Annotated in this window: 23 protein-coding genes; 11 read left to right on the top strand and 12 right to left on the bottom strand. The window is 68.4% G+C overall.

Going from position 1 to position 24258, the window contains the following annotated elements:
- Positions 1-32: 32 nt before the first annotated feature.
- Positions 33-1049 (bottom strand): helix-turn-helix domain-containing protein, encoded by a 1017-nt coding sequence (locus ACO07Z_RS01855; protein WP_421697148.1) that lies wholly within the window; start codon positions 1047-1049, stop codon positions 33-35.
- An 814-nt stretch (positions 1050-1863) separates the two neighbouring features.
- Between ACO07Z_RS01855 and ACO07Z_RS01860 the strand changes: the two genes are divergently transcribed.
- From ACO07Z_RS01860 to ACO07Z_RS01875, 4 genes are all read left to right on the top strand, one after another.
- Positions 1864-2826: a helix-turn-helix domain-containing protein gene (locus tag ACO07Z_RS01860; protein ID WP_421697149.1), complete on the top strand. Its 963-nt coding sequence runs from the start codon at positions 1864-1866 to the stop codon at positions 2824-2826.
- Positions 2827-3188: 362 nt separating this feature from the next.
- A complete protein-coding gene (locus tag ACO07Z_RS01865) occupies positions 3189-5729 on the top strand; it encodes an autotransporter outer membrane beta-barrel domain-containing protein (RefSeq protein ID WP_421697150.1) in 2541 nt (846 codons plus the stop codon).
- 45 nt (positions 5730-5774) lie between these two features.
- Positions 5775-6845, top strand: a complete 1071-nt coding sequence (locus tag ACO07Z_RS01870; protein ID WP_421697151.1) for a glycosyltransferase — start codon at positions 5775-5777, stop codon at positions 6843-6845.
- A 126-nt stretch (positions 6846-6971) separates the two neighbouring features.
- A complete protein-coding gene (locus ACO07Z_RS01875; protein WP_421697152.1) occupies positions 6972-7196 on the top strand; it encodes a hypothetical protein in 225 nt (74 codons plus the stop codon).
- A gap of 456 nt (positions 7197-7652) precedes the next feature.
- Here ACO07Z_RS01875 and ACO07Z_RS01880 read toward each other — a convergent pair whose 3' ends face one another.
- Genes ACO07Z_RS01880 through bluB form a run of 4 tightly spaced genes read right to left on the bottom strand, consistent with a single transcriptional unit; the run spans position 7653 to position 10113 of the window.
- A complete protein-coding gene (locus ACO07Z_RS01880; RefSeq protein ID WP_421697153.1) occupies positions 7653-8375 on the bottom strand; it encodes a TIGR02281 family clan AA aspartic protease in 723 nt (240 codons plus the stop codon).
- Positions 8372-8578 carry a DUF1289 domain-containing protein gene (locus tag ACO07Z_RS01885; protein WP_421697154.1) on the bottom strand — a complete coding sequence of 69 codons (207 nt, stop codon included), beginning with the start codon at positions 8576-8578 and terminating at the stop codon, positions 8372-8374. The genes ACO07Z_RS01880 and ACO07Z_RS01885 overlap by 4 nt, the downstream gene beginning before the upstream one ends.
- 50 nt (positions 8579-8628) lie before the next feature.
- The gene (gene cobS, locus ACO07Z_RS01890; RefSeq protein WP_421697155.1) at positions 8629-9411 is read right to left on the bottom strand and encodes an adenosylcobinamide-GDP ribazoletransferase; all 783 of its coding nucleotides are present in this window, start codon (positions 9409-9411) and stop codon (positions 8629-8631) included.
- A gap of 12 nt (positions 9412-9423) precedes the next feature.
- Positions 9424-10113 (bottom strand): 5,6-dimethylbenzimidazole synthase, encoded by a 690-nt coding sequence (bluB, locus tag ACO07Z_RS01895; RefSeq protein ID WP_421697156.1) that lies wholly within the window; start codon positions 10111-10113, stop codon positions 9424-9426.
- A 179-nt stretch (positions 10114-10292) separates the two neighbouring features.
- Here bluB and cobT point away from each other — a divergent pair, with 179 nt between their 5' ends.
- From cobT to ACO07Z_RS01910, 3 genes are all read left to right on the top strand, one after another.
- The gene (cobT, locus tag ACO07Z_RS01900) at positions 10293-11315 is read left to right on the top strand and encodes a nicotinate-nucleotide--dimethylbenzimidazole phosphoribosyltransferase (protein ID WP_421697157.1); all 1023 of its coding nucleotides are present in this window, start codon (positions 10293-10295) and stop codon (positions 11313-11315) included.
- A 348-nt stretch (positions 11316-11663) separates the two neighbouring features.
- Positions 11664-12203: a thermonuclease family protein gene (locus ACO07Z_RS01905; protein ID WP_421697158.1), complete on the top strand. Its 540-nt coding sequence runs from the start codon at positions 11664-11666 to the stop codon at positions 12201-12203.
- 104 nt (positions 12204-12307) lie between these two features.
- A complete protein-coding gene (locus ACO07Z_RS01910) occupies positions 12308-12943 on the top strand; it encodes a uracil-DNA glycosylase family protein (RefSeq protein ID WP_421697159.1) in 636 nt (211 codons plus the stop codon).
- 177 nt (positions 12944-13120) lie between these two features.
- Here ACO07Z_RS01910 and ACO07Z_RS01915 read toward each other — a convergent pair whose 3' ends face one another.
- From ACO07Z_RS01915 to ACO07Z_RS01925, 3 genes are all read right to left on the bottom strand, one after another.
- The gene (locus ACO07Z_RS01915) at positions 13121-13870 is read right to left on the bottom strand and encodes an ABC transporter permease (protein ID WP_421697160.1); all 750 of its coding nucleotides are present in this window, start codon (positions 13868-13870) and stop codon (positions 13121-13123) included.
- Positions 13870-14592: an ABC transporter permease gene (locus tag ACO07Z_RS01920; protein WP_421697161.1), complete on the bottom strand. Its 723-nt coding sequence runs from the start codon at positions 14590-14592 to the stop codon at positions 13870-13872. The genes ACO07Z_RS01915 and ACO07Z_RS01920 overlap by 1 nt, the downstream gene beginning before the upstream one ends.
- Positions 14593-14666: 74 nt before the next feature.
- On the bottom strand, positions 14667-15458 hold the full coding sequence (locus ACO07Z_RS01925) for an ABC transporter substrate-binding protein (protein ID WP_421697162.1): 792 nt from the start codon (positions 15456-15458) through the stop codon (positions 14667-14669).
- Positions 15459-15705: 247 nt separating this feature from the next.
- Between ACO07Z_RS01925 and ACO07Z_RS01930 the strand changes: the two genes are divergently transcribed.
- Positions 15706-16890, top strand: a complete 1185-nt coding sequence (locus ACO07Z_RS01930; RefSeq protein WP_421697163.1) for an Mrp/NBP35 family ATP-binding protein — start codon at positions 15706-15708, stop codon at positions 16888-16890.
- A gap of 48 nt (positions 16891-16938) precedes the next feature.
- On the opposite strand, the gene ACO07Z_RS01935 is transcribed toward ACO07Z_RS01930, so the two are convergent.
- Positions 16939-17769 (bottom strand): isocitrate lyase/PEP mutase family protein, encoded by an 831-nt coding sequence (locus ACO07Z_RS01935; protein ID WP_421697164.1) that lies wholly within the window; start codon positions 17767-17769, stop codon positions 16939-16941.
- A gap of 156 nt (positions 17770-17925) precedes the next feature.
- On the opposite strand from ACO07Z_RS01935, the gene ACO07Z_RS01940 reads away from it, so the two are divergent.
- Both ACO07Z_RS01940 and ACO07Z_RS01945 read left to right on the top strand, forming a co-directional pair.
- Complete coding sequence (locus ACO07Z_RS01940; protein ID WP_421697165.1) at positions 17926-19014, top strand: TRAP transporter substrate-binding protein; 1089 nt, start codon at positions 17926-17928, stop codon at positions 19012-19014.
- 56 nt (positions 19015-19070) lie between these two features.
- Positions 19071-20177 (top strand): TRAP transporter substrate-binding protein, encoded by a 1107-nt coding sequence (locus ACO07Z_RS01945; protein ID WP_421697166.1) that lies wholly within the window; start codon positions 19071-19073, stop codon positions 20175-20177.
- 3 nt (positions 20178-20180) lie between these two features.
- Here the strand turns inward: ACO07Z_RS01945 and ACO07Z_RS01950 are convergent, their stop codons facing one another.
- The 3 genes from ACO07Z_RS01950 to moaA form a co-directional block, all read right to left on the bottom strand.
- Entirely contained in the window at positions 20181-21107 is a 927-nt protein-coding gene (locus ACO07Z_RS01950) for a DMT family transporter (RefSeq protein ID WP_421697167.1), read from the bottom strand.
- Positions 21108-21224: 117 nt separating this feature from the next.
- The gene (locus ACO07Z_RS01955; RefSeq protein ID WP_421697168.1) at positions 21225-22424 is read right to left on the bottom strand and encodes an MFS transporter; all 1200 of its coding nucleotides are present in this window, start codon (positions 22422-22424) and stop codon (positions 21225-21227) included.
- A 142-nt stretch (positions 22425-22566) separates the two neighbouring features.
- Positions 22567-23613: a GTP 3',8-cyclase MoaA gene (moaA, locus tag ACO07Z_RS01960; protein ID WP_421697169.1), complete on the bottom strand. Its 1047-nt coding sequence runs from the start codon at positions 23611-23613 to the stop codon at positions 22567-22569.
- Between the two features lie 221 nt (positions 23614-23834).
- On the opposite strand from moaA, the gene ACO07Z_RS01965 reads away from it, so the two are divergent.
- Positions 23835-24221 (top strand): DUF971 domain-containing protein, encoded by a 387-nt coding sequence (locus ACO07Z_RS01965; RefSeq protein WP_307020287.1) that lies wholly within the window; start codon positions 23835-23837, stop codon positions 24219-24221.
- Positions 24222-24258 lie beyond the last annotated feature (37 nt).

Raw genomic sequence — 24258 nt, forward strand, 5'->3', positions numbered from 1 at the left:
GGCACTCCGCCCGGCCTCTGGCCGAGAATCGCTCATCTCAGCCGACGGGAGGAGACGTTTTTGAGTGTGTCCGACGGCAGCTCGCCGAACCGCTCCCGGTACAGGCGGGCGAATTCTCCGAGATGACTGAAATACTCGCCGGCGATCCAGGTGACGGTCGCGCCCTCCGGGGCGGCAAGTATCTGTTTGCGGACGGCATCGAGACGCCGCTCCGTCACCCATTGTCCGGGCGTTTTGTCGAAGGTGGCGCGAAACGCATATTGCAGCCGACGTGCCGAAAGTCCGCTCACGCGCTCAAGGTCCGTCAGCGTAATCCGCGACGTGAGATTGGCCTCGATGTAGTCGCAGACAAGATCGACCGTCGACTTTTTGCGATCCAGCGGTTCTGCAGGCCCGGACAACAGATCCGGGCACAGATACAGGATCGCGGTTCGCAAGAGGGCGTCGTCCAGGCCCGACCTCTGGATGAGCTGAGGATCGCACCCGAGGGCATCGAAGCAGGCGACGTGACGCAGCAGGACATCGGCAAGATCCGGCCGGCGCCCTCGGCGCCGCGGCAGCAGGCGAGGGGTCGCGTGGTCGATGGCGTTCGCGATGGTCTTCTCGGCGACATCACCAAGCATCGCGCGCAGGACGCGCTCGGTAACCACAGGATCGATATCGATGCTCACCAGCGACCGCGTGCTCGTGCGGACGACGCAGCGGTCCGATGGAAGAAACGCCGCGCCGAGGGCTGCGCCCCATTCGACGGTCCGTCGGCCATACTCCACCCTGGTCGCGCCGGTGAGTGGCAACAGCAGGACACCGATCGATGAGGGCGCGTAGGCGTCCGCCTCGACGGCCGAGGACGCGCTCGTCACGACGCGCGCGCTCTGCGTCACCACCGCCGAGGCGCGGCTGAAGAAGGGGGTGCTGCGGTCGATTGATCGATAATTCAGCGTGGCCCGCGCACTGGCAGCCAATCCCGCCGCCATTCTCTCGGGATCATCGAAATCGATGGCAAGCCGATTGCCGAAGGCAAGCGCGGGAATGGGGCGGCCAGACTTCATGTTGAAGGCAGTCTCCAAGGAATGGCGACAATGTATGAATTATAAAATTTATTTGCACAATTGAAATTGCGACGAAGTTTGAATACATCGAGTCGGATACATACAATAAGTTGTATTTAACGTCCGATCTGTTGTAGTTCTGATTTTCTAATCAGGGCAATTTCGCTAGCGCTCTACAGCGCGCCGGTGCTGCGGGAGGCTTGATGTATTTGGTTGACACCGAGAAGTGAGCCCTGCGCGTAGAGTTTCGTGATGTAGAAGTGGCGATGTCTCCCCCACTTTTCGCGAAATGACGGACGGGTCGGTTGGGGGAGGCGACGACGTGATCGACATGGAATGATCGAGCTTTGTGGGGGCAGGCTCGTCGGCGACAGCAGGTCCTCGCCTCACGTCAGGTGCGCGATCCGCACGCAAGCGAAGGAGCCGGTCGAGATCGGCGATGCGGCGCCTTCATGCGCAGCGCGTCTTGGCACGCTTGCTGGGCCTGCGGGTCGGAGCTGCATCCGTTGACCACCCCACGCCGGCAAGGGTTGCTGCGACCACCGACGCCCAACCACGGGTCGTCTGGCGACGAGCGCTGTCCCTCAAGGCATAGGTGCGCGCGCCGCAGGGCGCATGGCCCCAGTGCTCGAGACGGGGACCCAAGTACAACCCCATTGATCTGCGCCGGCATTAACTTGACCTAAGACGATGATGCTCATTACCTCTTGGGCTCGATCGTGTTCACTCACTTGGTGGGAGCTCCCGTTTACCACTAATGAGAAAACAGGCTACCGCCCCTCTCATACCGCCGCTGGCTTTTGGCAGCCCCCACGTGGTCGAATTCACGGATGCCGACCACATGTCGGAAACGCTGACCCGGGCCGGGACGGCGCGAACTGTCTACAGACCTGCAAACCGCGACGTTCCCTTCCTCAGTCGCGCGGCGATGATCAAGGCGGGGCATGCGCGGCTCGTCGCTGCCGCCTCGTCCCCAGTGATATTCGATGCAGACGGCGCCAGCGTCGGCATATTGCTCCTGCCCTTTCACGGCATGGTCCAGACGAGATGCGAGGGGCGCGGGCTCGAATGGGGGGCGGGCCGGAGCGCGGTTCTTCTGCCCCCCGGCGGATGCGCGGGACACGCATCCGCCCGCTCGGTGGTGGGGCTGGATATCGAGCCGGCGCAGCTGGACGGGATTTTGGCCGGCATGCGCGGCCAGTCTCCCGACGATCGAGGCGCGAAGCCGGACTACACCACGCCCCGCACCTTGAAGCTCGCCTTCGGCGGCGTCGATTTCGCCCAGTTGCTGTTCCAGCAATTGGCCATCTTGAACGCCATGCAGGGCGATGCCCAGCTCATTGCCCGCTCCGGCCTCGACGACATGCTGCTGCGTGCCGCGCTCCTGCTCATGCACCCGGACCTATTCTTCGGCCAGCGGGCGCCGCCGGCACGCAACACGACCGGCCTGAACAGGGCTTGCGACTATATCGACGCGCATCTGACCGGACGCATCACCCTCAGCGACCTGGAAAAGGTCAGCGGGCTGTCGGCGCGCAGCCTGCAATATGCGTTCCGGGCGGCGTTCGACCGAACGCCGCTGCAATGGACCACCGACCGACGGCTGGAGAAGGTGCGCGAGCGCATCCTCGCGGCTCGCCCCGGCGCGACGCTGACCGCCATCGCAGGCGAGTATTTCACCAATATGGGTGATTTTTCGCGACTCTATCGGCAACGCTATAGCGAACGGCCGTCGCAGACCCTGCAGGATGCCCTGTCACAACCCTTGCGCGACTGATGCTCCGGCCGCGTGTCGCCGGAAAGCGACACCTCCGGCAATGCCGCCGACCTTTTCGTAATCCCGATAGCCCGTGCGCAAAGCCGGTTGCGGGGCGGTGCCGCGGCGGCCCATCTCTGCGACATCCACCTGCGTCAGCGGCGGGGCGCCTCTCTCCAAACCGAGCCCGGGGACGGTGCGCCGGACGCCTGACGATCTGCCCATCGCGGGGAGGCCCAATGCCGCAACGTGATGGGCAGACTCTTTGCCGCCGCGAGCCTGCACACCAAGGGACGACAATGACCTTTTCTGCCCGGCCGCTTCCGCGCTTCCGTGACTCCCGGACCGCTGGGCCGTTTTCCCTCCGACTGCTGCTGACCGGGGTGTCGGCCCTCAGCTTGGTCGCCGCCGGCTGCGGCATCGCCGCGGCGCAGGGGGGCAATGGCCCCGGAATCGGCCTGACGGCGATCGGCGGGGCTGACAGCGCGACCGGTGCCGGCGGTGATGGAGAGGACAACGAGTCCGGGTCCAATGGCGGGGCGGGCGCTGGCGGCGGCGCGGGCGTGACGGGCGGCGCTGGCGGCTATGGCAATCGCAACGGCACTCACTGGCTGGGCGGCGCCGGCGGCGCGACGCCCGGCGCGGCGGGCGAAGATGGCGAGGGAACGCCCGGCGGTCCCATGGCCGGCTCCGGCGGCGGCGGCGGCGGCGGCGCCCATGGCTATGTCGGCGCGGCTCTGCCTACGGAAGCGGTCAGCGGTGGCCATGGCGGCGCCGGCGGGGTCGGCGACTATTATGGCGGCGGCGGCGGCGCGGGCGGCTGGGGCGCCGTGGTGACCGGCACGGGCGCCGGCACGCTGACCGTGGACGTGGCCGGCGGTGCCGGTGGTGCTGGCGGCGAGGCGGTCGGTTCAGGCGGCGATGGCGGCACGGGAGGTCCCGGCCTTTACTTCACCGACCCCAGCGGGTTCGCACTGACGGTGCGCAGCCATGTGAGCGGCGGTAATGGTGGCGCGGGCGGCGATGCCTATTTCACGGACGGGGTCGCCGGCGCCGGCGGCGCGGGCATTGTCGGGCAGAATCTCTCCCTCATTCTGGGCTCCGGCGGCAGCATTAGTGGCGGTCTGGGCGGAGATGGCGTCACCCGCGCAGCGGCGGTCGACTATACCGGCGGCGTGAACAGCTTCGAGCTGCAGGCGGGGGCCACCGTCACGGGCAATGTCGTGGCCTACAGCGGGGCGGATACGTTTCGCCTCGGCGGTGCCGAGTCCCTGGACTTCGATGTGTCGCGCCTCGACGGGGATGGCAGCGCCGACGACGGGGAGCAATTCATCGGATTCGGCACGTTCGAGAAGGTGGGCACGGGCGTCGCCACCCTCACCGGAACGAACACGGAGGTCGCAGCCTTCGCCGTGCTCGGCGGCGGCGCCTATGTGAACGGAACCATGGCCGGCACCGCCTTCTCCGTGGCGGATGGCGCGCGGCTGGGCGGCTCCGGCACCGTCGGCGCTATCAACGCCCTTGCCGGCGCGGTGATCGCGCCCGGTGCGGAGGGCAGCGTGGGCACGCTCAACGTGGCAGGCAACGTCACCTTCGCCGCGGGCTCCATCTACCAGCTCGACATCAATGCCGTGGACGGGGCGGACAAGATCGTTGCCACCACCGCGACGCTGAATGGCGGACTGGTCACGCCGATGGCGGGCACCACCTTCACGCCCGGGGCCAGCTATACCATCCTCAGCACGTCGGGCGGCGTCATCGGCGATTTCGCGGGGGTGGACATCGAGCGGGTGTTCCTCGACGTCGCGCTGGTCAATGACGGTTACGATGTCGACCTCGAAATCAGCCGCAACGGCCGCAGCTTCGCCTCCGTGGGTGCGACGCCGAACCAGCGCGCCGCCGGTGCGGGCACGGAAACCCTGGGGCCGGGTAACGCCATCTATGACGCCGTGCTCGGCCTGCCGACGGTGGCCTCGGCACAGGGCGCGTTCGACCAGCTCTCGGGCGAGATCCACGCCTCGATCCAGACCGCGCTGCTGGAAGACAGCCGCTTTCTGCGCAAGGCGGTCTGGGACCGTCTGCGCGAGGCACAGGCGGCGCCGCCGGGCCTGTGGGTGCAGGGCTTCGGCTCCTGGGGCACGTTCGGCGGCGACGGCAACGCAGCCGAACTCAGCCGTGCGCTCGGCGGGGTGTTCCTCGGCGCCGATACGGTGGCGTTCGACAGCTGGCGCATCGGTGCCGTGGCCGGCTACAGCCAAAGCGATTTCGATGTGAACGGCCGTTCCTCATCGGGTTCCAGCGACGACTATTCTCTCGGCATCTATGCCGGGACGAGCTGGGGGCCAGCCGCGTTCCGCTCGGGTCTTGCCTACACATGGCACGACATCGAGACGGAGCGCGGCGTGGCCTTCCCCGGATTTGCCGACGCGCTCTCCAGCAGCGCCAATGCCGGCACCTTCCAGCTGTTCGGCGAGCTGGGCTATGGTTTCGCCGTGAACGGCGCAACGCTGGAGCCGTTCGTGAACCTCGCCTATGTCAGTCTCAGCGCGGACAGCTTCACGGAAACGGGTGGGGCGGCGGCGCTCTCGGGCGCCAGCGAGACGATGAACACCGGCTTTTCCACACTCGGTCTGAGGGCCAGCAACAGCTTCGAACTAGGCACGCTCACCGCTACCGCCAAGGGGCTCGTGGGGTGGAGCGCGGCTTTCGGAGACACGGATCCGACCACGACGATGAACTACGCATCCGGCAGCGTTCCGTTCGCGGTGTCCGGCGTGCCGCTGGCCGAGAACGCACTGGTGGTGGAGGCGGGGCTGGACCTCGCCCTCTCGCCCATCGCGGCTCTCGGCGTCGCCTATGGCGGGATGTTCGGTTCCGATCTCTCGGACCAGAGCTTCACCGCCAAGCTGGACATCAAGTTCTGATGCGCTCCGGCCGACAGCTAGCCCGTGCCAACGTCTGAGACGTCCGTGACGGGCGGATCCGACATCAAGCGTCCCATCCTGTTTGTCGATATCGTGCAGGACTACCCCGCCATGGGCGGGGTGGCGCGGGTCTCGGAGCAGGTGTTCCGGCTGCTCGCGCGGCAATTCAGCCCGCGCGTGCTGTCCGCGCGCGCGCTTGCCCGGCACCGGGGACTGGATGCACCCGATCTTGCCTATCTCGACCGCGAGCGGCACGTGGCGCAGGCGCTCGCCCGCCAATTGCCCGAAGCAATTCTGTTCTTCCCCAATTTCCAGTCGCCAGTGCCCGGCCTGCTGCGGGGGGGCACCTCGCCGGTGGTCAACCTGATCCACGACCTGCAGTTCGCCTTCCTCACTCAGCATTTCTCGCCGCAGCGGCGCGACTGGCTCTCCGGTGCCTTCGCTGAAGCCGGCACGCATTCCGATTGCCTCGTCTTTGTCAGCCAGACGACGCGGCGACACTATCTGAAACGCTACGGCGCGCCTCGCAACCACGCCGTGATCTACAACCCCGTCGAGGTGCATTCCCCCGGCCCGCGCCCGCCGCAGGCCGGATCCGAACCGTTTCTCCTGGCCTCCATGCATGCCCACCCGCACAAGAACTTCGCCGGGCTGTTCCGCGTGTTCGACGCTCTGGCCGCCCGCCTGCCGAACCTCCGCCTGCTGCTGACCGGCCATGGCCGCGAAACCTTATCCGAACTGGCAGCGGCGGGGCGCGTCGCGCCGGGGCGCGTTGTGCATCTCGGTCATGTCGAGGAGCGGGTGCTTCAGTCGCTCTCCTACCACGCCACGGCCTTTGTCAGCCTGTCGGAGTTTGAGGGCTTCAACATGTCGGCGGCGCTGGCCGCCTGCCACGGCACGCCCCTGATCCTCTCCGATCTCGATGCCCATCGTGAGCTGTTCGGGCAGGAGACGCTCTTCCTGCCGGCGCATGTCGGCCCGGAGGATGGCGCGCAGCGTATCGCGCAATTCCTGGGGCAGCCGCATTCGCGCTATGCCTGGAAGTGGCGGCCAGCTTGCAGTCCCGCCCGCGTCGGCGCGATTTACGCCGAGGTGATCCGGCATTTCGGCGGCTGACCGACGCGCCGGCAACCGGCGGCAGGAGCAATCCGAGCGTCGCCGCGAGCACATCGCCGAACTGAACAAGCGGGCCACCGAATCGGAGCTACGTCTCAAGCGTCTCTACGACGCCATCGAGGGGGCGTGGCGGACATTGACGATCCAGCCCTGGAAGACCGTATCGACGGCCTCAAGGCCATCCGCGATCAGGCGAAGGCCGATGCGGAGCGCGCCCAGACCATGCTCGACAACTCCGGCTCCAAGGCCATCACCCCGCAAATGGTCCGCACCTTCGCCAAGACAGCCCGCCAGCGCATCCACCTCGAAGGCGGCGGCTATCGCCGCGATCACCTGCGCGCGCTCGCCTAGCGTGTCGAGATGGCGGACGGCGAAGTTCGGAGAATGGGATCGAAAACCCGGCTGCTTCGGGCGCTGGTATCGGATGATGGCGTAAACGCAGTGCCCGGTTTGGGACTGAAATGGTGGAGCGAACGACCCAAAGGCAAGGAACCGAACCAATAGGTGCGACGGCACGCGCATTGACATTATGATAGGGGTCACGGACGGCGCAGAACACAAAAGAAAAGCGCGGAGAAGTGAGCCTCAAGTGCACAGAAATTTCACATGCCAGCCGCTCAAATTATTGAAAAATAAAGAAAACTTCCGCCATTCATCACGGGCGCGACTGAGAATGTAAGCGGCGGATTCTTCGACATAAATCGTTGTTTCACGCGGTTTCGCCGGCCCTGCGGCCGGGTATTCGGAACATCTTACGTAACCGCAGCCGGTTTTTCGATGCCGGCGCGCGGAGCGGATCGCCGGCCCCTAGTCCACCACCTTCGCCCGCATCACCAGTTTTTCCCCGCGGATTTCGAAGCTGCCGAGGCGGGAGAGGAAGGTCATGCCGAGCAGGCTGTGCTTGAGCGTGCCGGGGCTGGCGACGAGGGCCGGCACGTCGCGCTCGTCGATCGAGCCGGCGATGCCGATGCGCTGAAGCACCACCGCCGCCGCGCGGCCACGCCCGTTTGCCGTGTCTATGGGTATGTCATAGCTGAGGAATTCCAGCGGCAGGCCCACCGCCACCGCATCCTCCGGGGTCAGCACGACACTGGACGCGCCGGTGTCCACCAGCATGGGGATCCGCGTGCCGTTGATCTCGACGCGCACGTTGAAATCGCCGTCGCGGGCGCGGGCGACTTCCACCGCCGGGCCGTCGCTGGCCAGTGGGACCGCGTAGCCCGGGGCGAGTTCCGCCAGCACGCGGTAGGCGACGGCGTGCAGCTCGATTCGATAGGTGTAACCCACGGCCAGAAAAGCGAAAATCGCCAGCCACAGCCCGGCCGCGCGCAGCGCTTCGCCCAGCCTGCCGGTGAAGGTGGCGAACACGCTGGCGCCGACCACGAGCAGCAGCGAGCTGTAAAACACAAGCTGCGCCAAGTCGTTAGCGCCAAGACCCGCGACATCGCCATAGCGGGAGGCGAAAAACACCAGGCCGATGCCGGCGGCGAGGCCGATGACGACGATCCACATCAGGCGGTCGGCGTTCATGGCGCTTCTCCTGCCGGCCGGGCGGACAGGCGGGCCATGATGGCGCGCCGCTCGGTTTCGCTGAGCGCTGGCCACGCGCCGATCTCCTCCAGGGTGCGGCCGCAGCCGAGGCAAGTCCGCCCGGCGGCATCCAGCGTGCAGACGGAAACGCAAGGTGTGGAAAGGGTTTGCGGCATGATTCGGTACGCTAAGGGACGTCTCATCCTGACGCATTTTCCTGTCCATCCGGTTAAGCCCGGGCGGGCGGAAGGGGTCAATGCGCGACGATAAGCAGGCCGAGGAGGAAGGCGATTTCGACGAGAAGCGTCGCGGCGCCCGCGACATCGCCGGTCTGTCCGCCGAATTGGGCACGCGCAAGGCGCACCACGCCAAGGAAGATCACGACCGCGAAAGCGCTGGCGACGAGCAGACCGATGAGGCCGATGGGGTGGACGATGAGACCGAATGCGATGAGGAGACCGACGCCGAGCGCGCCCCACCGGCTCGTCGCGCTTGGCACCCCGGCGCTGCGGGCGAGGCCGTCCGTCCGCGCGAAGGGGAGGGAGGCCAGCATCCACAGTCCGGCGAGGCGGGAGACGCTGACCGCCGCGACGAGCCCCGCCGCCGCCACGGCCGGACCGGCGGCGAGCAGGCCCGCCAGCGCGCCGATGCGCAGGGCGAAGGCGAGGATGAGGGCGCACACCCCGAAGGCGCCGACGCGGCTGTCCTTCATGATCGCCAGCCGCCGCTCGACGGTCCAGCCGCCGAGCGCGTCGGCGACATCCGACAGCCCGTCCTCATGCAGCGCGCCCGTGATCGCCACCAGCACGGTGACCGCCAGCGTGGCGGCGAGAAAATCGCCCAGCCCCACCGCATGGGCGAGCAGCAGCACGATGGCGGCGATCAGCCCCAGCACCGCGCCGGCGAGCGGCAGAGCGGGGCCGAGCCGGTCGAGGTCCGGCGGGCCGTCCTCGCGGGGCTCGGAGGGCAGGCGCACCGGCAGGCGCGAGAGGAAGCGCAGCGCGGCGGGCACATCGGAGAGTATCGGCATCGGCATGCGCGTTCGCCCTCAGCGTTCGACCAGAAGCTCGGCCAGCGGCCGGCGGCGCTCCCACCCCGCGCGCTCCAGCTCCGGCACGGGAGACGCCTCGGCGGGAGAACCGAGGCAGAGATAGCCGACCAGCTGCCAGTGCGCCGGCACCTCCAGCGCCGCGCCCACCGCCTGCGGGTCGAGGATCGACACCCAGCCGACCCCGATGCCGCGCGCCGCCGCCGCCAGCCACAGCGTATGGATGGCGAGCACGGCGGAATAGGCGACGGTTTCCGGCATGGTGGCGCGGCCGAGGCCGTGGCCGGTGGCGGGATCGGGCTCGACGAAGACGGCGAGATGTTCGGGCGCGTCGTCCAGCCCGGCGAGCTTCAGCCGCGCGTAAAGGCCGGCGCGCTCGCTTGGCTGCTGCGCCAGCGCCTGCGCATTCGCCGCCTCGAACAGGGCGCGGATGGCGGCGCGCCGCCCGGAATCGCGCACCCGCACCAGCCGCCAGGGCTGGCTGTAGCCGACGCTCGGCGCGCGGCAGGCGGTGGCGAGCAGTGCGTTCACCGTTTCCTCGTCCAGCGGGTCGGTGCGGAAGCAGCGCACATCCCGCCGCCAGGCGAACAGCGTGTCGAGCCGTTCGCGAAACGCCGCGTCGAAGGCCGGCGGCGTGGCGGCAGAGGCGTCGAGAGGCGCGGCCAAGGGGGCCTCCTTACGGGCTTCCATCCGGGGTCCCCTTCTTGCGCGTCCGCGCGCGTCCATGCGCCTTCCTGAGGCGGCGGCTGCAATGCTGAGGGTTGCGCGTCCCTCGGCGAGGGTCTACCCCGCCTTGGCGCCCGAGGCGACACTTCTTCGCCCCGCCTCGTCCGTTTTGGCGCCGCCCGTTCTGCTGCTGAGGCTCCCCCATGCTGCGCTCCGCCACCGGCCTGCCCTTCGACGACATCCGCAACCTCGTCGCCCAGATGCCCAGCCCGGACGCGGCCGCCCGCGCCGCGGCGAGCGCCCGGCAGGGGCAATTGGTGAAGCCGCCCGGCGCGCTCGGCCGGCTGGAGGAAATCGCGGTCTTCATCGCCGGCTGGCAGGGGCGGGAGATTCCGCAGGTGAACCGGCCGACCGTCGCCGTGTTCGCCGCCACCCATGGCGTGGCGGGCAGAGGCGTCTCGCCTTACCCCTCCGAGGTGACCAAGCAGATGGTCGCCACCTTCACGGCGGGGAAGGCGGCGGTGAACCAGATTTGCGGCGTGTTCGGCGCTGGGCTCAGGGTGTTCGACCTCGCGCTCGACCTGCCGACGCCGGATATCGTCGACGAGGACGCGCTGACGGAGGCCGAATGCGCCGCCACCATGGCCTTCGGCATGGAAGCGCTGGCGGGCGAACCGGACCTGCTGTGCCTCGGCGAAATGGGCATCGGCAACACCACCGTGGCGGCGGCGATCTTCCATGGGCTTTATGGTGGCGACGCCGCCGACTGGGTCGGCCCCGGCACGGGGGCGACGGGCGAGGTGCTGGAGCGCAAGATCGCGGCGGTGCGGGCGGCTGTGGTGCGCGCGAAGGGCCATCTCGACGACCCGCTGGAAGTGCTGCGCAAGCTTGGCGGGCGGGAAGTGGCGGCGATGGCCGGTGCCATCCTCGCCGCCCGGCTGCAGCGTGTGCCCGTGGTGCTCGACGGCTATGTCGTCACCGCCGCCGCCGCGGTGCTGAAGGCGCTGGACCCGCGCGCGCTCGACCATTGCCTCGCCGGCCATGTCTCGGCCGAGCCGGCGCACCGAAAGGTGCTGGAGCGGCTGGGCCTGCGCCCGCTGCTCGATCTCGACATGCGGCTGGGGGAGGGCTCAGGCGCGGCGCTGTCCATCGGCATCATCAAATCCGCGCTCGCCTGCCATGGCGGCATGGCGACCTTTGCCGAAGCCGGCGTGGCGGGGGCGTGAGGGCGATAACCGGCCGTGGGTTCGCTGTCATCCCGGACGGCCGCAGGCCGATCCGGGTGATCCACCGTCCCTCATCCCCGGGCTTGACCCGGGGACCCAGAGCTTGCCAGTGGGTGCGCGAGAGAAGTCTGGGTGGCCGGGTCAAGCCCGGCCATGAGGGCAAACGAACCGGCGAGCGATCCCGGCTCTGCGCTTCGCTTCGGCCGGGATGACGGTCGCGCGCGGGCCCTTCACCGTCCCTCATCCCCGGGCTTGACCCGGGGACCCAGAGCTTGACAGCGGGTGCGCGGGAGAAGTCTGGGTGGCCGGGTCAAGCCCGGCCATGAGGGCTGGCAATGAGCACTGGCAATGAGCTTCACACTTTCACGTGCGCGACGACCTCGCCCTCCACGCGGCGGGCGACCGCAAACCTGGCGCGGCATCCTCCTCGCCGCCGGGCTCATCGTCGTGGCGCTGGTGGTGGAGCGGGTCATTCCTCCGCTCACCGGGCAGGTGCGGGTGGCGGATGGCGACAGCCTGGAGGTGGCGGGTGAGCGGGTGCGTCTCGACGGGCTCGACGCGCCGGAACTGCACCAGAGCTGCGGCGAGGGCGAGCGCAGCTGGCCCTGCGGGCTGAAGGCCCGGGAGGCGCTGCAGGCGCTGGTCGCGCAGGGAGAGGTGACCTGCCGCCCGGTGGACGAAGACCGCTATGGCCGCGCCGTTGCCCGCTGCGCGGTGGACGGCGCCGATATTGGCGCGCAGCTGGTGCGCAAGGGCTGGGCGGTGGCGACCAGCCTTGCCTATCGCGGCGAGGAGCGATCGGCCCAGGCGGCCGGCGCCGGCATCTGGGCCGGCCCGTTCGAGATGCCGGCGGACTGGCGGGCGCGGCACCCAAGGCCGGCGGAGTGAGGCCCGTGCGCGGCATCCTTCGAAGCTGGCCTGCGGCCAGCACCTCAGGATGACGGCGATCGGGGCGGGATGACGGATGGTCCGGCCGCGCCTATCTAACCGCCATGCCCGCCGACGACCTCGACACCCTTCTCGCCGCCATCCGTGCCTGCCGCTTCTGCGTGGAGACGCCACGCGGAAGGCCGCTGCCGCACGAACCGCGCCCGGTGCTGCATGTCGGGCCGCGCGCCCGCATCCTCATCGCCGGGCAGGCGCCGGGCACGAAGGTGCATGCTTCCGGCCGCTCCTTCACCGATGCGTCCGGCGACCGGCTGCGCGACTGGCTGGGGGTGACGCCGGAGACGTTTTACGACCCCGAGCGCTTCGCCGTGGCGGCCATGGGCTTCTGCTTTCCCGGGCAGGACGCCAAGGGCGGCGACCTGCCGCCGCGCCGGGAATGCGCGAGCCTCTGGCACGACCGGCTGTTCGCGGCGCGGGCGCCGTTCGATCTCGTGATCGCGGTGGGGGCGGCGGCGCAGGACTATCACCTCAAGCGGCTCGGGCTGGTGCGGTTCGCCGGCGGCGGGCTGACCGAACGGGTGGAACGCTGGCGGGAAATCTGGGACGCGCGGCAGGCGCCGCGCCTGCTGCCGCTGCCGCACCCTTCCTGGCGCAACACCGGCTGGCTGAAGCGCCACCCCTGGTTCGAGGCCGAGCTGGTGCCGGTACTGCGGGAAGAGGTGGCGCGGCTGGTGGGTTGAGCCTCATTCATGAGGGGCATCCTCATGGAGTGGCACCCTCATGCCCGGGCTTGACCCGGGCCCCAGCGACCGGGCGGCCGGCGTGGCCTGGGTCCGCGGGTCAAGCCCGCGGATGAGGGATGGTGAGGAAGGCGGGCCGATCCCGGATCGCCTGCGGCGTCCAGGCTGACGCCCTATTCAGCGCGACACCGCCAGATGCCGGTTCAACCGGCGTTCCAGCACGTTCCACACCCGGCGGATGATCTCGACCATCAGCAGATACAGCACCGCCGCCCAGAGATAGACCTCCATGTCGTAGGAACGGGAGAAGGCGAGGCGGGTGACACCCATCAGATCATAGACGGTGATGACCGAGGCGATGGCGCTGGCCTTGATCATCAGCACCAGCTCATTGCCGAGCGGGCGCAGGCCGATGGCGAGCGCCTGCGGCAGGATGATTTTGCGATAGGCCAGCACGCGGGAGAGGCCGAGCGCCTGCGCCGCCTCCATCTGCCCGGCCGGCAGGCTCTGTATGCCGCCGCGCAGGATCTCCGACTGATAGGCGGCGGTGTTGAGGGTGAAGGTGAACACCGCGCAGTTGAAGGCGTCGCGGAAGAACCACCACAGGCCGATATCGGTGAGCTGTTCGCGGAACTGGCCGGCGCCGTAATAGACGAGGAAGGTCTGCGCCAAGAGCGGCGTGCCGCGGAAGAAATAGGAATAGGTCCAGGCCGCGCGCGCCAGTACCTTGCCGCCTTCCACCCGCGCCAGCGCCAGCGGCACGGCGAGCAGCACGCCGAGGAAGACGGACAGCCCGACCAACTGCAGCGTCACCCACACGCCATCGAGAAAGCGCAGGCCGTAGCGGGCCATCAGGTCGGTGTTGAGCCCGATCAGGCCCATCAGCCACAGGAAGCCGTCGGCGAGGGCAGCGAGGATCGTTTCCATCAATGGCCTCCCACCCGCTTGAAGCCGCGCGAGGCCCGGTTTTCCAGCGCGGTGAAGACGAGGCTGGAGAGGCCGGAGAACACCAGATAGATCAGGCAGGCGACGAGATAGAAGAAGAAGGGCTGCTTGGTCACGCCCACCGCGATCGAGGTCTGGCGCATCAGATCGCTGATGGCGATGACCGAGACCAGCGAGGTGTCCTTCAACAGCACCATCCAGTTGTTGGACAGGCCGGGCAGGGCGACGCGCCAGAGCTGGGGGAAGGTGATGAGCCGGAAGGTGCGCCAGCCCGACAGGCCGAGCGCGTGGGCGGCTTCCTTCTGGCCCTTGGGCACGGCGCGGATGGCGGCGAGCAGCACTTCGCTGGAGAAGGCCCCGAGCACCAGCCCCAGCGCCACCACGCCGGCGACGAACTGGTTCACCTCGATATGCGCGCCCTCGACCAGCGCGCCGGCGAGGCGGGTGAGCAGCATCTGCCCGCCATAATAGACGATGAACAGGGTGAGCAGTTCCGGCAGGCCGCGAAACACCGTGGTGTAGAGATCGCCCACAGCGCGCAGCACGCGCGAGGACGAATCCTTGGCCAGCGCCACGGCGAGGCCGATGGCGATGCCGACGGGGAGGGTGACGAGGGCGAGCTCGATGGTGAGCAGCGCGCCCTGCAAAATCTCGTCGCCCCAGCCATTCGGACCGAAGGAGAGCAGCTCAAGCAGATTCAGCATGACGGACGGCAGGTCCCCCGGTCAGCGGACGAGAAGGCGCCGTCCCCGAGCGGGGGCGGCGCCGCGGCGGGGCGTCAGTAGACGCTGAAGGGGAAATACTTGTCGTTGATGGTCTTGTAGGTGCCGTCGGCGACGATCTCATCGATCGCCTTGTTGAACATGGCCACCAGTTCCGGGTCGCCCTTGCGGATGCCGACACCGACGCCCTCGCCGAAATATTTCGGGTCGGTGTGCTCGGCGCCGGTGAACTTGCAGCACTTGCCCTCATTGGTGCCGAGCCATTCCAGCAGCACCACCTTGTCGGCGAGCACCGCGTCGAGGCGGCCATTGGCGAGGTCGAGATTGGCCTCGTCCTGCTTGCCGTAGAGCTTCACCTCGGCGCCGGCCTTGGCGTACACGTCTTCGAGATAGTTGGAATGGATGGTGGAGCCCTGCGCGCCCAGCACCTTGCCCTTCAGCGCCTGCGGCGAGGTCTCGGTGATGGCGGAACCCGTCGGCACCACGAAGGTGGCGGGGGTCTTGTAGTATTTCTTCGAGAAGGCGATCTGCTGCTTGCGCTCCTCGGTGATCGACATCGAGGCGACGATAGCGTCGTATTTGTTCGCCAGCAGCGCCGGGATGATGCCGTCCCAATCCTGCGCGGTGAAGGAGCATTCCACCTTCATCTTGGCGCAGAGCGCCTTGGCGATGTCGATGTCGAAGCCTTTCAGCTCGCCATTCTCGATATAGTTGAAGGGCGGGTAGGCGCCTTCCGTGCCGATGCGGACGGTCTTCCATTCCTTGGCGGAGGCGCCGCCGGCCGGGGCTAGGGCAAGAATGGCCACGGCAAGGGAGGCCGCCGCCGCGAACCGGGTGACGAGGCTCATGATGTTCCCCTCTGAACGAGTACGCTGCGCCGGTTTGTTCTGTCGTTGCCGGCAACCCATGCTGGCACTATTTGCGAAGGATGCGCAACGGGGTGCCGCATCCCTCATCACAAAGTCGAACTGACCCTTTTGTGTGCAGCGCAGCGCCATAGCGGGCGCCGATCACCCGACGGCGCGGCACGGGTTGACGCTGCGCGCGCGCTGGTGTGTCTCAGCTTGAAACAGCTCTATTGAGGAGAAGCGCGCTATGGCGACGGCAGACGATGTGAAGGCGCGGCTGGCGCAGGTTTCCGCCCCCGATGGCCGTCCCGTGACCGAGGCCGGCGTGCTCTCGGAAGTGCTGGTCTCGGACGGCAAGGTTTATCTCTCCCTCACCGTCGATGCCGCCGAGGCCCGCGCCTGGGAGCCAGTGCGCGCCGCCGTGGAACGCACCGTGCGCGGCACGCCGGGCGTGACCTCGGCGCTGGTGGCGCTGACCGCCGAGCGCAAGGCCGGCCTGCCGCCCATCGCCTCGCACACGCCCGCCGCCGCGCGCGCCCCGGCCGCCGGCGGCCACTCCCATGCCGGCCACAGCCATGCGGGCCATTCGCATGCCCAGCCGCCGGCTGATCCGCAGAAGGAGACGCCGGGCCTGCCGGGCGTCGGCGCCATCATCGCGGTGGCCTCCGGCAAGGGCGGCGTCGGCAAGTCGACCCTTGCGGCGAATCTGGCGCTCGGCCTCGCTGCCTCCGGGCTCAAGGTCGGCCTGCTCGACGCCGATATTTACGGCCCTTCCGTGCCGCGCCTGATGGGGTTGAAGGGCCGGCCGGAGGTGAACGGCCGGATGATCACGCCGATGCAGGCCTTCGGCCTCAAGGTGATGTCCATCGGCTTCCTGGTGGAGGAAGAGACCCCGATGATCTGGCGCGGGCCGATGGTGATGTCGGCGATCAGCCAGATGCTGAAGGAAGTGAACTGGGCGCCGCTCGACATTCTCGTGGTCGACATGCCGCCCGGCACCGGCGACGCGCAGCTGACCATGGCGCAGCAGGTGCCGCTCGCCGGCGCCGTCATCGTCTCCACCCCGCAGGACCTCGCGCTGATCGACGCGCGGCGCGGAGTCGCCATGTTCCAGAAGGTGAACGTGCCGGTGCTCGGCGTGGTCGAGAACATGAGCTACTTCATGTGCCCGCATTGCGGCACCCGCTCCGACGTGTTCGGCCATGGCGGGGCGCGGCATGAGGCGCAGCGGCTCGGCGTGCCCTTCCTCGGCGAGGTGCCGCTGCAAATGTCGATCCGCGAGACCTCGGACGCCGGCCTTCCGGTGGTCGCTACCCGGCCGGACAGCGCGGAGGCCGGCATCTACCGCGCCATCGCCAATTCGGTGCGCGAGGCGCTGGCCGGCCGGCGCAGTGCGGCGCGCCCGGCGCCCCGCATCGTGATGGAAGGCTGAGGCGAACCGGCGAGGGGAGGCGGCCCGTGCCGCCTTACCCTTCCGCGCTCAACGCGGCTGCGCCGCGAAGGCGGTGAAGAACGCCTCGATCTCGGCGAAGCCCATGGCGCCGTCGACAAAGTCGAACCGCCCTTCGCTCTGCATCGCCTGCGCGGCGCGGGCGACGGCGCCATAGGCGAGGCGGGCGAGACTTGAGCCGATGCTGATGCGCCGCACGCCGGCTTCGCCCAGTTCCTCGCGGGTGAAGCGCGTCTTGCCGATGCCGACCACCACATTGACCGGCCGGGAGACCGACGCGCACACCGTGCGCACCGCGTCGATATCCGGCAGGCCCGGCGCGTAGAGCACATCCGCGCCCGCCGCCTCGAACGCCTGCAGCCGGCGGATGGTGTCGTCGAGGTCGGGCCGGCCCCAGAGAAAGTTCTCCGCCCGCGCGGTGAGCACGAAGTCGCCGCTCAATCCGTTGCGGGCCTCGGCCGCCGCCGCGATGCGCTCGACGGCGAGGGCGAAATCATAGATCGGCGCGTCCCGCCGGCCGGTGTGGTCTTCCAGCGATCCGCCAGCCAGCCCAAGCGCGGCGGCGGCGCGGATGGTTTCGCCCGCGCTTTCCGGGCTGTCGCCCAAGCCCATTTCCAGATCGGCCGACACGGGCAGCGGCGTCGCGGCGACGATGCTGGCGCAGTGGGCGAGAAGGTCCGCGCGCGAGGTGGTGCCCTCCGGGACGCCACGGGAAAAATCCATCCCGGCGCTGGTGGTGGCGAGCGCGGGATAGCCCAGCGCCGCGAAAATGCGCGCCGTGCCGGCATCCCACGGGTTGGGCAGGATGAAGGCGCCGGGCCCTTCATGCAGGGCGCGGAAGCGGGCGGCCTTGTCGGTCATGGCGATCATCTCCGGATGCGGGCGAAACGCTAACGGGCGTGCGTGAACATATCAAGAACATTTCAGCGGCGAGGCAACAGCCGGTTGCTCTGCGGGCCGGGCTGCTGCAAACATCCGCCGCCCCCTCGGAGCCAGCCCCCGGAGCTCTGCCTGCCCATGAAGCGCCGCGAATTTCTCCGCACCGCCGCCCTTGCCGCCCCCGCCGCCACGCTCGCCGCCCCCGCCTTGGCGCAGGGCGCGCCGCAGGTGCGCTGGCGGCTCACCTCTTCCGTGCCGAAGGTGCTGGACGCCATTTTCGGCGCCAATGAGCTGGTGTCGCACTATGTGAGCGAGGTGACGGAAGGCCGCTTCGTCATCCAGAACTTCGCCGCCGGCGAGATCGTGCCGGGCTTGCAGGCGCTCGACGCGGTGCAGAACGGCACGGTCGAGGTGGCGCAGACGCCGCTCTATTACTACACCGGCAAGGATCCGGCCTTCGCTTGCTTCACCACCATGCCCTTCGGGCTGAACGCGCGGATGCAGAACGCCTGGTTCTACCATGGCGGCGGGCGCGAATTGCAGGACGAGTTCCTGGCCAAATACAACCTTGTCGGCTTCCTCGGCGGCAATACCGGCACCCAGATGGGCGGCTGGTTCCGCAAGGAGGTGAAGGACCTTGCCGATTTCCGTGGGCTGAAGTTCCGCATCGGCGGCATTGCCGGGCAGGTGGTGGCCAAGCTCGGCGTGGTGCCGCAGCAGATCGCCCCCGGCGACATCTATGCCGCGCTGGAAAAGGGCACGATCGACGCCTGCGAATGGGTCGGCCCCTATGACGACGAGAAGCTCGGCTTTGTCCGGGTGGCGCCCTATTACTACTATCCCGGCTGGTGGGATGGCGGGCCGACGATGAATGTCGTGGTCAACCGCGACAAGTGGAACGCCCTGCCCAAGGCCTATCAGGCGGCGTTCGAGGCGGCGGTGGCCTATGCCAACAGCGACATGCTGGCGAAATACGACGCCTTCAACCCGGCGGCGCTGCGCCGGCTGGTGGCGGCGGGTGCGCAGCTGCGCACCTTCCCGCAGAGCTTCCTCGACGCCTCGTGGAAGGCCTCGAACGAGCTGATCGCCGAGATCAGCGCCAAGAATGCCGGGTTCAAGAAAATCATGGACGCGCAGATCGCCTTCCGCAACGAGGAGTATCTGTGGTGGCAGGTTGGCGAATACCCCTATGACGGCTACATGATCCGCGCCCGCACGCGGGGGTGAGGTTTCTCCCTCTCCCGTCGGGGAGAGGGAATAAAGAAAACACAGAGGAAACGCCGATGCCGCACTCGCCTTCCCGCCGGGGCCTGATCACGGGCGCCGGCCTCGCCACCGCCGCCGCCGCGTCCACGCTGGCGGCGCCCGCGCTCGCCCAGAGCCTGCCGACGCTGCGCTGGCGGCTGACCTCCAGCTACCCGAAATCGCTCGACACCATCTATGGCGCGGCGACCCTGCTGTCGAAATATGTCGGCGAGGCCACGGATGGGCGCTTCACCATCGACGTGTTCGCCCCCGGCGAGATCGTGCCCGGCCTGCAGGCGTTCGACGCGGTGCAGAACCGCACGGTCGAGGTGTGCCAGACGGCGCTGTATTATTACATCGGCAAGGACCCGTCCTTCGCCCCCTTCACCACGCTGCCTTTCGGCCTCAACGCGCGCATGCAGACGGCATGGCTCTACCATGGCGGCGGCAACGAGCTGCAGGCGGCGTTCCTGGCGAAATATGGCGTGGTGGGCTTCGCCGGCGGCAATACCGGCGCGCAGATGGGCGGCTGGTTCCGCAAGGAGATCAAGTCGGTCGCCGATCTCAAGGGGCTGAAGATGCGCATTCCCGGCATTGCCGGGCAGGTGCTGGCGCGGCTCGGCCTGGTGCCGCAGAACTTCGCTGGCGGCGACATCTATCCGGCGCTGGAAAAGGGCACGATCGACGCCGCCGAATTCGTCGGCCCGGTGGACGACGAGAAGCTCGGCTTCGTGCGGGTGGCGCCCTATTACTATTATCCCGGCTGGTGGGAAGGCGGCCCGACCATCCACTTCATCGCCAATTCCAAGGCGTGGGAGGAACTGCCCAAGGCCTACCAGGCGGCGTTCGAGGCCGCCTCCGCCTATGCCAATGCCGACATGCTGGCGAAATACGACGCCCGCAACCCGGCGGCGCTGCGCCGGCTGGTGGCTGGCGGCGCGCAGCTGCGCCCGTTCCCGCCGGAGGTGATGGACGCGGCCTATAAGGAGAACATCGCGCTGATGGCGGAGATTTCCGCCAAGAACGCCGATTTCAAGAAGATCTACGACTCGATGCTCGCCTTCCGCAACGAGGAGTATCTGTGGTGGCAGGTCGGCGAATATCCTTACGACGGCTACATGATCCGCGCCCGCCAGAAGGGCTGAGGCTCAGCCGCCGGCGCGGGGCCCCTCGCAGGCGGCCTCGCGCGGCGCCGGGCGGGCGGCGGTGAGGGCGCGGGCGCTCATATGGTGGTGCATGGTGTAGAGCCCCGCCGCCATGATGAGCGCCATGCCGCCGATCGAGACGAGATCGGGCATGTCGTGGAACACCACGGCGGAGAGGCCCACCGCGCAGACCACGGCGGCATAGCGGAACGGCGCCACCACCGAGATGTCGGCGCTGCGCATCGCCGCGATGGTCAGCAACTGGCCGATCACCAGCGAGATGCTGCCGCCGACGAGATAGGCCAGCGTCCGCGCATCGACCGCCTGCCAGGGCTCCACCGAACTGCCGGCGAAGCCGAAGCCCATGCCGACCACCGCCGTGGTGAAGGTGACGACCAGCGTCGGCACATGCGCGCCGATGCGGCCGGTGATGAAATCGCGCAGCGCCATCAGCAGAGCCGCGCCGAGCGGCAGCAGCGCCATGGTGTCGAAGGCGGAGCTGCCGGGCTTGACGATCAGCGTCACGCCGAGAAAGCCGATGCCGACCGCCACCCATTGCCGCCAGCCGATATGCGCGCCGAACAGCAACACCGCCGCCGCCATGGTGGCGAGCGGGGTGACCTGCAGGATGGCGGTCGAATCGGCGATCGACATCACCGAGATCGAGGTGATGAACAGCATCGCCACCCCGGCCTCGGTGAGCGCCCGCAGCAGCACCCGCCGCTCCATCATGTGGCGCAGCGCCGGCAACTGCCCCATCCAGCCCAGCACCGCCAGAAGCACCAGCGCGGCGAGCACGCCGCGCATGGCGAGGATCTGCGAGGTCGGGATGTGCGCCACCGCCAGCTTGGAGAAGGCGTCATTGGTGGAGAAGATCGACGAGCCCGCGATCATCAGAAGGATGCCGCGCTTGGCGCTTTGGGCGTGCATGAGGAGTATCCGGAGGCAGAAGCGCCCTTAAGCCATGCAAAGGCGGCGCAATCGCGACTTTGGCGACGGCGCCGGAAGAAAGTCGCCCCCGGGGAAAGGGGGCGGCTCAAGGCCGGTTCAGCACTCCTCGCAGGCGACCTCGCCAGCCAGCTCGTCCGCCTCCACCAGCCCGCCGGTGCGGCGTTCCAGCGCTTGCGAGGCGACGCACAGGCCGAGCGCACCCACCGCCAGTCCGGCCCCGACCCAGGGCAGGTCCGCATAGCTGATGCCGAAGGTGATCGCCGCGCCGCCGATCCAGGCGCCGGCCGCATTGCCGAGATTGAACGCGCCTTGATTGAGCGTCGAGGCGAGGTTGGGCGCGCCTTCCGCCGCGTCCACCACCCGCATCTGGATCGGCGGCACCACGGCGAACACCAGAATGCCCCAGACGAAGACGGTGGCGACCGTGGCGGCGGCGAAGCCGCTGAGGAAGACGAAGGCCACCAGCACGGCGGCCAGCCCGATGAAGCTCGCCATCAGCGAGGGCATCAGCCGCCAGTCCGCCAGCTTGCCACCGAGCAGATTGCCGATGGTGATGCCCACCCCGAACAGCAGCAGCACATAGGTCACAGCGTGCGGGGTGAAGCCCGTCACGTCGCGCAGCAGTGGGGCGATATAGGTGAACACCGAAAACAGGCTGGCCGAGGCCAGCACGCTCATCAGCATGGTGAGGATCACTTGCGGGCGCTTCAGCACCGCGAATTCGCGCAGGATGTTGCCCGAGGCATGGGGAATGTCGCGCGGCACCCACAGAGCGATGGCGCTGACCGCGAGAATGCCGATGAGCACCACGGCCCAGAAGGTGGAGCGCCAGCCGGCGGCCTGACCGAGCGCGGTGCCGAGCGGCACGCCGAGCACATTGGCCAGCGTCAGCCCGGCGAACATCAGCGCGATGGCGCTGGCCCGCTGATTCGGCGGCACCAGATTGGCCGCCACGACCGCGCCGATGCCGAAAAAGGCGCCGTGGCAGAAGGCGGTGACCACCCGCGCGCCCATGAGGAACCAGTAGTCCGGCGCGATGGCGCAGAGGAAATTGCCCAGCACGAACATGCTGGCAAGGCCGATCAGCGTGCCCTTGCGCGGCAGCGAATTGGTGATGATGGCGACGATGGGCGCGCCCACCACCACGCCGAGCGCATAGCCAGTGACCAGCAGGCCGGCGGCGGGGATGCTGACCGAGAGATCGGCGGCGACCTCCGGCAGGAGGCCCATGATGACGAATTCGGTCGTGCCAATGCCGAAGGAGGCCATGGCGAGGGCCAACAGCGGAAGCTGCATCGCGAAACGCTCTATGTCGAAAAAGAAAGTGTTCGCTGCTATTTAGCAGCGCGATTCCGCCAATCCTATGCACGTTGTATTGCAACGCAGCAACATGGCGGGGCGCGCGGCAGCCATGCGCAGGGCTTGAACCGCGCCGGGTTCAGCCGCCGGTAAGGCTCATATGCCGGCGCACCGCCGGGGCCTGTCCGGGGCGGTCGATCACGAAATCGTGCCCCTTGGGCTTGCGGAAAATGGCGTCGTCCAGGGCGGCGTGCAGCGTCTCGTCGCTCTCGGAGGCGCGCAGAGGCGCGCGCAGATCGGCGGCGTCGTCCTGGCCGAGGCACATATAGAGCGTGCCGGTGCAGGTGACGCGGACGCGGTTGCAGCCCTCGCAGAAATTATGCGTCAGCGGGGTGATGAAGCCGAGCCGGCCGCCGGTTTCCTTGATCGAGACATAACGCGCCGGGCCGCCGGTGCGGAACGGAATGTCCTCCAGCGTCCAGCGCTCGGCGAGGCGCGCGCGCACGGTGGAGAGGGGGAGATACTGGTCGATGCGCTCGGCGCCGGTTTCGCCCAGCGGCATCACCTCGATGAGCGACAGGTCCATGCCGCGCCCATGCGCCCATTCGATGAGGCCGGGGATCTCGTCCTCGTTCTCGCCGGCCAGCGCCACGGCGTTCAGCTTCACATGCAGCCCGGCCTGCTGCGCGGCGTCGATGCCGGTGAGCACCTTGGAAAGGTCGCCCCAGCGGGTCAGCGCCCGGAAACGGTCGGGGTCGAGCGTGTCGAGCGAGACATTGATGCGCTTGACCCCGCACTCGGCGAGTTCGCGCGCGAAGCGGGCGAGCTGCGAGCCATTGGTGGTCAGCGTCAGTTCTTCCAGCGCGCCGGAATCCAGATGGCGGCCGAGCGAGCGGAACAGGGTCATCACATCGCGGCGCACCAGCGGCTCGCCGCCGGTGAGGCGCAGCTTCTTCACGCCGCGCGCGACGAAGGCCGAGCACAGGCGGTCCAGCTCCTCCAGCGTCAGCAATTCCGGCTTCGGCAGGAAGGTCATGTGTTCGGCCATGCAGTACACGCAGCGGAAATCGCAGCGGTCGGTGACCGAGACGCGCAGATAGGTGACGGCGCGGCCGAACGTGTCGACCAGAGGCGCCCGCGGGGTCTCGCGCTGAAAACGGTCGATGACGGCTTCGCTGGTGCTCACGCAGTCGCTCCCGCGCCGAAGGGCGCTGTTTCTTGCGTCCATTTCTAAAGGCCGGGGCCGGGCCTGCCAAGCCGCGCAACCCTATCGGCCGATAGCCTAACCCATTCGTGACACGGGTTTTGCGCAAATGCCGCCACGCAGAGGAGGACCCGGTGCGGGGGGATTGGCGAAGCCGCGCGCTCTGTCTATGTGGGGAGGAACGCGAGAAGAGGAAGACGCCCGTGACCGACGCCGCCAACTGGCCGACCGAGATCAAGGTGCACAAGGACCGCCGTGTGCTCACCATCGCCTTCGAGGGCGGGGCGAGCTACGCGCTGCCGGCCGAACTGCTGCGGGTGGAAAGCCCTTCCGCCGAGGTGCAGGGCCATTCGCCGGCCGACCGCCAGCTGGTGGCGGGCAAGCGCGAGGTGCGGATCGAGGAAGCGATCCCGGTGGGGAATTACGCCGTGCGGCTGATCTTCGACGACGGCCATTCCACCGGCATCTACACCTGGGACTGGCTATACGAGCTCGGCCGCGACCAGGAGGCGCGCTTCAAGCGCTATCTGCAGGAGCTGGCGGCGAAGAACCTGTCGCGCGACGCCCCCGGCGCCGTGCGCCGGCACTGAAAGACTGGGCGGTGCGCCGGCACTGACGAACCGCGCG

Source organism: Ancylobacter sp., from assembly GCF_965229075.1.
In the GTDB taxonomy this organism is placed as follows: Bacteria; Pseudomonadota; Alphaproteobacteria; order Rhizobiales; family Xanthobacteraceae; genus Ancylobacter.

What these genes read in the sequence shown, in the direction of transcription:
- ACO07Z_RS01855 (WP_421697148.1), bottom strand. Translation starts at nt 1,049, where the DNA reads ATGAAGTCTGGCCGCCCCATTCCCGCGCTTGCCTTCGGCAATCGGCTT.
- ACO07Z_RS01880 (WP_421697153.1), bottom strand. Translation starts at nt 8,375, where the DNA reads ATGAACGCCGACCGCCTGATGTGGATCGTCGTCATCGGCCTCGCCGCC.
- ACO07Z_RS01885 (WP_421697154.1), bottom strand. Translation starts at nt 8,578, where the DNA reads ATGAGACGTCCCTTAGCGTACCGAATCATGCCGCAAACCCTTTCCACA.
- cobS (WP_421697155.1), bottom strand. Translation starts at nt 9,411, where the DNA reads ATGCCGATGCCGATACTCTCCGATGTGCCCGCCGCGCTGCGCTTCCTC.
- bluB (WP_421697156.1), bottom strand. Translation starts at nt 10,113, where the DNA reads ATGGAAGCCCGTAAGGAGGCCCCCTTGGCCGCGCCTCTCGACGCCTCT.
- cobT (WP_421697157.1), top strand. Translation starts at nt 10,293, where the DNA reads ATGCTGCGCTCCGCCACCGGCCTGCCCTTCGACGACATCCGCAACCTC.
- ACO07Z_RS01905 (WP_421697158.1), top strand. Translation starts at nt 11,664, where the DNA reads ATGAGCTTCACACTTTCACGTGCGCGACGACCTCGCCCTCCACGCGGC.
- ACO07Z_RS01910 (WP_421697159.1), top strand. Translation starts at nt 12,308, where the DNA reads ATGCCCGCCGACGACCTCGACACCCTTCTCGCCGCCATCCGTGCCTGC.
- ACO07Z_RS01915 (WP_421697160.1), bottom strand. Translation starts at nt 13,870, where the DNA reads ATGGAAACGATCCTCGCTGCCCTCGCCGACGGCTTCCTGTGGCTGATG.
- ACO07Z_RS01920 (WP_421697161.1), bottom strand. Translation starts at nt 14,592, where the DNA reads ATGCTGAATCTGCTTGAGCTGCTCTCCTTCGGTCCGAATGGCTGGGGC.
- ACO07Z_RS01925 (WP_421697162.1), bottom strand. Translation starts at nt 15,458, where the DNA reads ATGAGCCTCGTCACCCGGTTCGCGGCGGCGGCCTCCCTTGCCGTGGCC.
- ACO07Z_RS01930 (WP_421697163.1), top strand. Translation starts at nt 15,706, where the DNA reads ATGGCGACGGCAGACGATGTGAAGGCGCGGCTGGCGCAGGTTTCCGCC.
- ACO07Z_RS01935 (WP_421697164.1), bottom strand. Translation starts at nt 17,769, where the DNA reads ATGACCGACAAGGCCGCCCGCTTCCGCGCCCTGCATGAAGGGCCCGGC.
- ACO07Z_RS01940 (WP_421697165.1), top strand. Translation starts at nt 17,926, where the DNA reads ATGAAGCGCCGCGAATTTCTCCGCACCGCCGCCCTTGCCGCCCCCGCC.
- ACO07Z_RS01945 (WP_421697166.1), top strand. Translation starts at nt 19,071, where the DNA reads ATGCCGCACTCGCCTTCCCGCCGGGGCCTGATCACGGGCGCCGGCCTC.
- ACO07Z_RS01950 (WP_421697167.1), bottom strand. Translation starts at nt 21,107, where the DNA reads ATGCACGCCCAAAGCGCCAAGCGCGGCATCCTTCTGATGATCGCGGGC.
- ACO07Z_RS01955 (WP_421697168.1), bottom strand. Translation starts at nt 22,424, where the DNA reads ATGCAGCTTCCGCTGTTGGCCCTCGCCATGGCCTCCTTCGGCATTGGC.